10 protein-coding genes are annotated in these 9,990 nt (G+C 45.1%); 3 read left to right on the top strand and 7 right to left on the bottom strand.

The features are described from left to right. Positions 1-164 precede the first annotated feature (164 nt). A complete protein-coding gene (locus Q338_RS10480; RefSeq protein WP_147293682.1) occupies positions 165-596 on the top strand; it encodes a hypothetical protein in 432 nt (143 codons plus the stop codon). Positions 597-802: 206 nt separating this feature from the next. Here Q338_RS10480 and Q338_RS10485 read toward each other — a convergent pair whose 3' ends face one another. Further along, positions 803-1,312, bottom strand: coding sequence for a CAP domain-containing protein (locus tag Q338_RS10485; protein WP_034295155.1), 510 nt, complete (start codon positions 1,310-1,312; stop codon positions 803-805). A gap of 173 nt (positions 1,313-1,485) precedes the next feature. Here Q338_RS10485 and Q338_RS10490 point away from each other — a divergent pair, with 173 nt between their 5' ends. Both Q338_RS10490 and Q338_RS10495 read left to right on the top strand, forming a co-directional pair. Then, positions 1,486-1,956, top strand: coding sequence for a Fur family transcriptional regulator (locus tag Q338_RS10490; RefSeq protein WP_034295157.1), 471 nt, complete (start codon positions 1,486-1,488; stop codon positions 1,954-1,956). A gap of 24 nt (positions 1,957-1,980) precedes the next feature. Beyond that, positions 1,981-2,706 (top strand): endonuclease/exonuclease/phosphatase family protein, encoded by a 726-nt coding sequence (locus Q338_RS10495; protein ID WP_034295158.1) that lies wholly within the window; start codon positions 1,981-1,983, stop codon positions 2,704-2,706. 159 nt (positions 2,707-2,865) lie between these two features. Here Q338_RS10495 and Q338_RS10500 read toward each other — a convergent pair whose 3' ends face one another. From Q338_RS10500 to Q338_RS10525, 6 genes are all read right to left on the bottom strand, one after another. Next, positions 2,866-4,509 (bottom strand): lactate permease LctP family transporter, encoded by a 1,644-nt coding sequence (locus Q338_RS10500; protein ID WP_034295160.1) that lies wholly within the window; start codon positions 4,507-4,509, stop codon positions 2,866-2,868. A 356-nt stretch (positions 4,510-4,865) separates the two neighbouring features. After that, the gene (locus Q338_RS10505; RefSeq protein ID WP_034295162.1) at positions 4,866-6,308 is read right to left on the bottom strand and encodes a LutB/LldF family L-lactate oxidation iron-sulfur protein; all 1,443 of its coding nucleotides are present in this window, start codon (positions 6,306-6,308) and stop codon (positions 4,866-4,868) included. Between the two features lie 66 nt (positions 6,309-6,374). Beyond that, complete coding sequence (locus Q338_RS10510) at positions 6,375-7,364, bottom strand: DNA cytosine methyltransferase (RefSeq protein WP_034295164.1); 990 nt, start codon at positions 7,362-7,364, stop codon at positions 6,375-6,377. Between the two features lie 4 nt (positions 7,365-7,368). Continuing rightward, on the bottom strand, positions 7,369-8,205 hold the full coding sequence (locus Q338_RS10515) for an NgoPII family restriction endonuclease (RefSeq protein ID WP_034295166.1): 837 nt from the start codon (positions 8,203-8,205) through the stop codon (positions 7,369-7,371). 122 nt (positions 8,206-8,327) lie between these two features. Further along, complete coding sequence (locus tag Q338_RS10520) at positions 8,328-9,026, bottom strand: LutC/YkgG family protein (protein WP_034295168.1); 699 nt, start codon at positions 9,024-9,026, stop codon at positions 8,328-8,330. After that, positions 9,023-9,775: a (Fe-S)-binding protein gene (locus Q338_RS10525; protein ID WP_034295170.1), complete on the bottom strand. Its 753-nt coding sequence runs from the start codon at positions 9,773-9,775 to the stop codon at positions 9,023-9,025. The genes Q338_RS10520 and Q338_RS10525 overlap by 4 nt, the downstream gene beginning before the upstream one ends. Positions 9,776-9,990 lie beyond the last annotated feature (215 nt).

Raw genomic sequence — 9,990 nt, forward strand, 5'->3', positions numbered from 1 at the left:
CCCAACCAAATATCCATGATTTACAATGAAATTTTGTTGAAAGAAAAATTCACACCAATGTAAAAAACACACACTGCGCGGCTTTCAGGCTGCCTGAAAATTGAAACAAGGGTCTAATTCAAGCAAAATATTAAACTGAAAACAATGAAAAAAGGAAATTTATCATGGGGAAATCTCGCATACCGCGTTATAAACGTCCAAAAAAATATCATCCGTCTCCACTTCCGACATTATTCGTTCAGCCGAGCAAAACGCCTCAACGGTTTAGTCACCGATTGTATAAAGTTTCATGGATAGCAGCAATGTGTTGGGGCGGGGTATCGTTTGGGATTGGGTTTGTGGCAACGAGTTTGTGTGCTATTAAAGTCAATCAGGCAGGTGGCGATGTGATGGGCTGGATCGGTATTGGGTTGCTTATATTGTGTATGGTTTGGGCGCATTTGACGGAAGCGTGGTGGTTTGGCTTGTCTTGTGGAAATTTTGCGGAAATCAGCCACAAGGAAGTGGTGTTCTTTGGGCTATTTGGGCGTGAACGGAAGGTGTTTTTGCGTGAAGATTGTCAATTTATGTACCACATGGGCAAAGGTATCCCCTAATTTATTTGTCAAACCTAAAAATGCTTGGTTTTGGCGACCTGTTTCTCTTGCCTTGTGCGCTCATCGTGAAGCATTCATTGAAGATTTGGGGGCAATTAATTTATTGGATTTAACGGTGCAACGAAATCAAAAAATCAAAAAATGGATTAATAAAGTTGTTTCAGGCTGCCTGAAAATATAGGTAGGCAGCCTGAATATCATAATAGTTATCGTGGTGCAGCAAAATTTTGTACCCAATAAATGCGCGGCGTGGCAACATACATTGCTTTATTGTGGGCAACCGCCATACCCACTTCGCGGAAGTTTGGATTCATGATATTTGCACAATGCCCCGCGCTTGTCAGCCAGTTATTGACTGCATCTTGTGCATTGCGGTTGCCTTGTGCGATATTTTCGGCTGCGCTCATATAGCGATAGCCTTCTGCTTTCATGCGTTCAAATGGGCTACGTCCATCTCGGCTCTTGTGTTCAAAATAGTTATTGTCTGCCATGTCTTGGGCGTGTTTTTGGGCGGCTCTTGCCAATGCGTCATTCCAGCGCAAAGGTGGGGCAGCCTGAAAATGGCGACCACCACATTGTCTGGCTTGTGAACGGGCTTGGTTAATCAGGTTTAACATTTCATTTGATGTATTGGGGCGCGGTTTGGGCGTGGATTGAATGGTACACGCGGATAAGACAAGACTGCTCATCACCATACTGATTGACAATAATTTCATGGTTTTCTCTTAAAAATATTTCTGTTCAGAATATTAACAACAATCTTTTCTGCAATCAAGCAAACACTTTCTAATAATCAAAGCCTTACTTTTTTCAGGCTGCCTAATAATAGGCGAAAATGGTATGATTGGGCTTCGTAATAAATATCAAATATCAATCAATAGACGGAGCAATGTTTCCCATGAAAGCAAAAATTTTAGCCGAATGCAAAGCCAAAGGCGCACAAATCACGCCTTTGCGTGAACAGGTTTTGGATATTGTGTTGCAATTGGAAGGGGTGATTAAGGCGTACACGGTGTTGGCGCAAATGCAGCGCGTGAGCAGCAGCGTGGTTGCGCCGCCGACTGCTTATCGGGCGTTGGACTTTTGGGCGGACTTGGGCGTGTTGCACAAAATTCCTGCGGTAAACGGTTATATTTTGTGCAATCATGTGAAACATGAATGTGCGGGACATTGTGAGCATGAGCATGCGGCGCATGGCAGCAGTTTTATTTTGGTGTGTGCGGAATGTGGCGCGGTGGATGAACAGGGTTTGACGGCGGAATGGTCGGCATTACAAGCGGCGGTGCGGCAGTCGGGCTTTGTGTTGCAGGAAGAACATGTGGTGCTGACGGGCGTGTGCGGCAAATGTGCGGCAAAATAATGACAGGCTGCCTGAAAGTTTAATATGAAAATTTTAAGTTACAATATTCAGGCTGCCATCGCGTCCGACAGTTATTTGAGCTATGTGTCGCGGCTACATCGGCAGGTGTTCCCCACACCAGCGAAACGGGACAATCTGCGCCACATCGCGCAATACATCAGCCCTTTTGACGTGGTGTGTTTGCAAGAAGTGGATTTGGGTGGTTTTCGCAATGGCTATGAAAATCAGGTTAATCAGTTTTTGGCGCAAACGCCGTTTACGCACCATGTGTGCCAGATTAATCGGGTGGTGGGCAAACTGTCGGTGCATGGTAATCTGATTTTGAGCAAAATGCCACTACGCCAAGTGGTAAACACGCATTTGCCATCGCGGATTAAGGGTCGGGGAATGTTGGCGGCGGCGGTGCAAATGCCGTTTGGCGAGATGGTGGTGGCGAATGTGCATTTGAGTTTGGGGGCGATGGACCAGTTTAAGCAAATTCGTTTTATTCGGGAAACTTTGAAACCTTATGAACATGTGTGTTTGATGGGCGATTTTAATTGCCCGCCCGAAGCGGAACAATTGCATTTGCTGACCGATTTTGATTACACGCGTTTGGAAGACACGGCGCACACTTATCCAAGCTGGAAACCGAGTCAAACTTTAGACCATATTTTTGTGAAAGGCTGCCTGAAAGGGGTGGCACACGTTTCGCAATTTTCGCGTTCCGACCATTTGCCTGTGGTGGTGGATATGAATTGGGAACGGTAAATGGATTCAATGGGTAAATTCACATTTGCCCATTTTTTTATGTGAACATTTTGCCAAACTCAAACCGCGCCCGCATTCACATTACCCAAAAAATACCAAAAGGCAGCCTGAAAACCAGTTTCCCAGTTTTCAGGCTGCCTTTTGATTATTTAATTAAAATTATTTAGTGAAGAACGCCAACGTCCATGGCAACAAGTAATGTTGCGCGGCGGTCAAAATGCCCACAAATACGCAGAAAATCAAGCTGTGTTTCACGGTGAAGCGGAACAAGTCAGACTCTTTGCCTTCCAAGCCCACCGCCGCACAAGCAACCGCGATAGATTGTGGCGAAATCATTTTGCCTGTTACGCCACCTGTGGTATTGGCAGCTACTGCCAATTCGGGCAACATATGGACTTGATTAGCGGTATTTGCTTGTAGGCTGCCAAACAACAAGTTTGCAGAAGTATCTGAACCTGTCAAGAACACACCAAACCAGCCCAAGAATGGCGAGAAAAATGGGAACAACGCACCCGTATTGGCCAACACCAAAGCCAATGTAGAAGACAAACCAGAGTAGTTCGCCACCATCGCAAAACCCAACACCAAACCAATAGACAAGATGGAGAAGCGCAATTCATGCAAGGTTTCGCCAAAGGTTTTCACGGCTTCGGCAGGTTTCATTTTCAAGAAAATGATGGTAACAATTGCCGCCAACAAGATAGACGTACCCACCGCACTCAACAAATTCAATTTGAATACGGCTGCGTAAGGGGTTGGGTCTTTCACAATCGGCGCGGCTTTCAACACCAAATTGTGCAAACCAGGCCAGTCAATAGAAATGGTGGCTTTATCCAAAACGTCTTTCAAGCCTTTTACTGTCCACAAGCTCACGAAAATGGTCAAAATCACAAATGGCGACCATGCTTTGGCAATTTGACCTGCGGTGTAACCAGAGCCTTTGCGTGCTTCAGGTTTTTTCATGCCTTGGAAGGTAAAAATTTCTGCAGGCTGCCATACTTTCAAGAACATAGACAAGCAAGCCAAACTCACCAATGCAGACGTTACATCAGGCAATTCTGGACCGACAAAGTTCGCAGTAATAAACTGAGTAACAGCAAATGACACACCAGCCACCAACAAAGCAGGATAAGTTTGTTTGATACCGCGCATACCGTCCATCATCGCCACCAACCAAAATGGCACGATAACAGACAAAATCGGTAATTGGCGACCAGCAACTTGACCAATATTGTATGGATCCAAACCTGAAACTTTACCTGCTGCAATAATTGGAATGCCCATCGCACCAAACGCCACAGGCGCAGTATTGGCAATCAAACACAAACCAGCCGCATACAATGGGTTAAAACCCATGCCCACCAACAAAGCCGCCGTAATCGCCACAGGCGCACCAAAACCCGCCGCGCCTTCCAAGAACGCACCAAAAGAGAAACCCACCAAAATCATTTGCAAGCGTTGGTCTTCGGTAATGGAAATCACGGAAGAACGGATAATGTCAAACTGCCCTGTTTTTACCGTGATTTTGTACAAAAATACGGCAGTAATGATAATCCACGCAATCGGCCACAAACCGTAAGCAAAACCGTATACCGCCGAAGACAATGCCATGCCCACAGGCATACCAAATGCGACAATCGCCACACCCAAAGCAATCAAAAGCGTATACAAACCCGCCATATAACCTTTTAATTTTAGTTTTGTGAGCGCAATGAAGAAGAAAATAATGGGTAGCAAAGCAATCAGCGCGGTTAAAACCGTACTATTGCCGACCGCCGCATAATTCTGCGTCCAAGTTTCCATGAAAAATTCTCCAATATTGAGATGTTAAAAACAAAGAATATGGCACTCTATAAAAAGCCCATGTTTTCGTCAATTACTTTCTACTACACAAAAATTAAGATTTATGAAAAACAATTGAATTTTAATGTGATTTAAACAGATGAATCGTACTACTTTTTGCAACATTCAGGCAGCCTGAAACGGGTATGGCATGTATGAATAAATTGGATTAACTACTCCATTTATCTAAATAAAAACCTGTTCTACTGAAATAGCAGAACAGGTTTGGTGGTTTCAGGCTGCCTTTTAGTACACGACAATTTTTACGGGTATTTTGGTGCATACTTTCAGGCTGCCTGAAAATAAAATTTACGCATTTACGATTTCTTTTGCTGTTTTTCTGCGATTAATTGGTGGAGTGTTTTTTCCGCAGGTTTCATCGGCGTACGGAATTTCGTCCAGTCCAATTGCCAAGCAGGTGTCAAACCTCTGAATTTGGTTACTGTCCAACCCAAGGCACGATAGGATTTTTTCCCCGAAAAAATCCCATCAAACACACGCCACGCCAATTCTTCGCCAAATGAATGGGACGCGCCTTGCCCTTTAATGGGGTGCGACACGGTTTCATCGGGGCTGCGTTGGGCTTCCACACGCAAGCGTTGCATTTGCTCGGTAATGGGAATGCGTACAGGGCAAACTTCCACACACGCACCACACATGGAGCAAGCGGTCGGCAAATCGCGCGTTTTATCCAAACCCAACAAATGGGGCGACAAAATCTCGCCAATTGGACCGGGGTAAGTCGTGCCATAAGCCGCGCCACCAATGCGCGTGTACACAGGACAATGGTTCATGCACGCGCCGCAACGGATACATTGCAAAGTTTGACGCATTTGGTCTTCGGCATAGGCTTGGCTGCGACCGTTGTCCAGCAAAACCAAGTGCATTTCTTGGGGGCCGTCCAGCTCTTCGCAACGGCGTGGGCCTGTAATCATGTTGAAATAAGTGGTAATGGGCTGACCAATCGCGCTGCGCGGCAACAGGCTGTATAAGGGCGGAATGTCGGACAATTTTGCCACCACTTTTTCAATGCCCGTAATCGCAATATGCACGGGCGGTACGGTGGTGGACAATCTGCCATTGCCTTCGTTTTCCACCAAACACAACGTGCCTGTTTCGGCTACGGCAAAATTCACGCCACTCAAACCCACATCTGCGGTGCGGTAAATGTCGCGCAACGCCATACGCGCAAAGCCTGTGAGTTTGTCCACATCATCGGTTAATTCGGTGCCAATTTGCTGGTGGAACAATTCGCTAACCTGTTGTTTGGTTTTGTGAATGGCGGGCATGACGATGTGGGTGGGTTTTTCGCCTGCCATTTGCACGATGTATTCGCCCAAATCGCTTTCAATGGCTTGGATATTTTGGTCGGCAAGATAATGATTTAACTCAATTTCTTCGCTAACCATGGATTTGCCTTTTACCATCAGCTTGCCATTTTTTTCTTGCATGATGCCGTGTATGATTTGGCAGGCTTCAAGTGGGGTTTCTGCCCAATGGACTTTCACGCCCAGTTTTTGCAAATTGCTTTCCAGTTGTTCCAGCAATTCAGGCAGCCGCGACAGCGAACGCTTGCGAATGTGCTCACACAAATCGCGCAATAATTGCAATTCTTGCTCGTTGGACAACACGTTTTTGCGGCGCGTCATCAGCATATCCATGGCGGTGCGCAGACTTTTGCGTAATGGCGTGTCTGCCAGCGCGGTGCGGGCGTTTTGCTTAAAGGTTTCGGGGATAAAGTGGACGGTTTGGGGTTGCATGGGTTTTGTTCCTTATTATTTGATTAATTTAATAAAAATGGGGTTTCAGGCTGCCTGAAAAAAGATTCACATCAAATTTTGCCTAATTTCTCGCGCAATTTCATACGCCAAATTGACAGGTACGGCATTGCCAATCATTTTATACGCATCATTCAAATTATTGTAAATAAAAACAAAATCATCTGGAAAGCCTTGAACACGCGCCACTTCGCGCACACTCATTCGGCGATACAAATGTTCTTGTCCTTGAATAAAACGGTAAGCATCTGTACCAATTTTTTCCATTTTAGGTGCATTGGGGTGCAGTTGGCATTGTCGTCCAGATGCTTGCACGGTAAAACCTTGTTCATGCCATGCTTTCACGCGATTTCGGCTCATGAAAATGGGTGAAAAGCTGCCTGTAAAATACTCGTGATGATTGACCGCTTGTGGATTGGTTTTATTGTTACTCAATGCGGGGACGGCCGTGTCTTTCAAATCCCACAAAATGTCTTTGAGCGTGATTTTGTCTTTATCGTCAATGGTTGAACCGATTGGAAACCGAAATTTCACATTCAAATCTTTGCGAAAACCGATGTAAAACACGCGCTTGCGTTCTTGTGCCACGCCATAATCTTTGGCATTAACCATTGTTAAATCAACATCATAGCCGCATTCGTCAAACATTTTCAAAATATTTTGTACGGCCTGATTGTGGCGATTGGCAAGCATACCGCTCACATTTTCCGCCAAAAAAAACTTGGGCTGTTTCGCTTTTAAAATGCGAATGTAATCAAAAAATAACTGTCCACGCGCATCGTCAATGCCACGCAGGCTGCCTGCTTCCGACCACGATTGGCACGGTGGCCCACCAATGATACCGTCAATATCATCAGGAAAATCAGTATCTTGAATTTGACGAATATCGCCTTCAATCAATTTGGTTTTGGGGTGATTGGCTTTGAAGGTTGCCCAAATGCTTTTATCGTATTCGTTGGCAACGGCAATCTGGAAACCTGCGCGTTCAAATCCCAAATCTAAACCGCCACAACCGCTAAATAAACTAATTACTTTCATAGACTTATCTGCTAAAACAAATCAATTTGGCATTTTTTAATTGCGCTGGATTATTCGGATTTTTGATTTGTATATCACTAATAATTAAGTTATTGTTTTGTAAATTCAATAAATCTTGTGTATTGGGTAAACTTTGCCATTTGTTTTCGTTAATCAAACACATAAAATTAAATGCTTTTCTTGTATCTTTTTGATAAACATAGTGAAAAACCGACCACGGATTATCAATACCCCACATGCCGCGTACACGCAAATAAGTTACGCCCAATGGGTCAATCCGATTAACACGCCCCAATTCATTGGTTTCGGCAAATTCCACGCCTGAAATATTTTCAACACCTTGTTTTATCGTGGATTTAATACGCAGATAACATTCTTCATCGGCGCAATAATCTTCGCCATAAACCATGCACAACTGTTTGAGTTGATTTTGTTTGTTTACCACGCCCACTGCATAAATCAAATCTTTTTCTTGCCAATTTTCAGCATGGCGACAAGCCGTTGAAATCATATTGCTATGGGCAAACAGTTTGGCTTTGGGGTAACTGCTGTTCAATGCCAAAGCCGAATTGGGGCTTTCAATTTTTTTGACTTCAATCGCATCGCCATTTTTCAACATCATATCGGGCGGATTGCTGTTGTTGCCCAAATAGGAAAAAACTTCGCTATGGCGTTGTATCCTTTCGGTTTCCGATAAATTCAGGCTGCCTGAAAACACATCTTTGATGTATTGTTCCAAGGCATCGCCAGCTTGATTGGCACGATTGCGGTTTTGGTAGTGGCTGACCAATTCGGTAACAGGATTTTGGACTAATGTGATGATTGCGTTGATGATATTCATATTGTTTTTTCTTTAAAAATTGCTTTTCAGGCTGCCTGAACATTCAATGTAGGGTGGTGCGTATCACGCACCAAATCCCAAATCATTTCAATATTTTGGTGCATGGTACGCACCCTACATCATCAATCCGTTAAATCGCTCTCACTCACGCCATCAGGCAAAATCGCCAACACCACCATGTCTTTCGGGCCATGCGCCCCGTATGCCAATGTGAGCTGAATGTCTGCCGTTTTGGACGGACCTGATACCAACACCACATTGGTGGGCATACCGTCCACCATTTTCTCGCCGTGCATGGCGGCGTGGAATGTGTCGTACATTTTGCTCGCGTCAAACAGGCAAATGTGCACGGGCGGCACAAGGCTTTGGCTGCGCGGCTCGGCTGGCGTGGGGAACAACATCAGCGTGCCTGTGTGGGCAATGCCGCAACGCACATCGGTAAAACCTGCCTGAATGTCTTGGAAAAAGGTGTCTTTCCAATCTTCAATGGGGCGGTCAAAATGGAGCACTTCGCATTTGCCTGCTGCTTGAACGGCTTGCGTTGCCAGTTTGCCATTGTCGGTGTCTTTGGGCAACAAGATGTTTTGTAAGCCTTTTTGTTCAATGACTTGGTTTAAGGCTGCCGTCCAATTATCGCGTGTTACCCAAAAAATTTCGGTTTTCACGGCTTTCATTGCGTTTGCCCAATGTTTCAATCGCGCGGTGTCGCTTTCCCATGATGGCGACATTTGTTCATAGTATTCAAATACTTCTGGCTCACGGATTGGGCTGGCGTTGGCTTTTTTGAGTTTGTTTAAAATATTGTAACGTGCGGCACTCATGCTTTGCCTCCTGTGCGTTGCAGCAAAAAGCTGGCGATGTGTTGGGGGCGCGGCATATTCGGTTCGTCTTTGGCGATTTTGCCGCCAATATTGAGCATACAGCCACAGTCTGCGCTGACAATGGCAGCCGCTTGGGTGTCTTTGAGTGCTTGGACTTTGTCGGCAACCATTGCGCCTGAAATGTCGGCTTGTTTCACGGAAAATGTGCCGCCAAAGCCGCAACATTCGCTTTCGTGGTCGTGGACGATGCGTTCTACATTGTTCAGGCTGTCTATCAATTTCCAACCTGTTGTGTGTACGTCCATTTCGCGCCGTGCCGCGCATGATGTGTGTACGGCAACTTTAATTGGTTCGCCTTTGTCTTCGGGCGTGTAGCCGATGTTGATGAGAAAATGGGTAAATTCCACCACGCGGTCGGCGATTTGGTTGGCTTTTTGTTCAAATTCGCTGCCTGCAAATAATTTGCGCCAATGGTGTGCCATCATGCCGCCGCACGAACCTGACGGCACGACAATGGGATAATTTTCAGGGAACAAATCCAGTTGTGCTTTGGCGACTTCAAAGGCTTCTTTGGGGTGTCCCGATGAGTAGGCAGGCTGACCGCAGCAGCTTTGCGCCATAGGAAAATGCACTTTAATGCCTTGTTGTTCAATTAGGGTAATGGCGTCCATGCCTGCTTCGGGCATAAACATATCCAGCAAACATGTTCCAAAAAAGTACACATCACTTGGTTTTGTGTTTGTATTCATATCATTATCTCTTTTTATTAAAAAATGAAACCGCATGTAGCCACTATTTTAGCGTAGAGAAGAAACAAAGTGTTGTAGATTACATCAAAATCAGTAATTAGATGTAGTTTTCAGACTGCCTTTTTTTCAGGCTGCCTTTCAGTACACGACAAAAAAAGTACAATAAAAAAAGAAGTCCGCATCAATTCAGTGGTATCGTATTAATTTTCTCACGA

It is taken from the genome of Alysiella crassa DSM 2578 (assembly GCF_000745955.1).
GTDB classification, from domain to species: Bacteria; Pseudomonadota; Gammaproteobacteria; order Burkholderiales; family Neisseriaceae; genus Simonsiella; species Simonsiella crassa.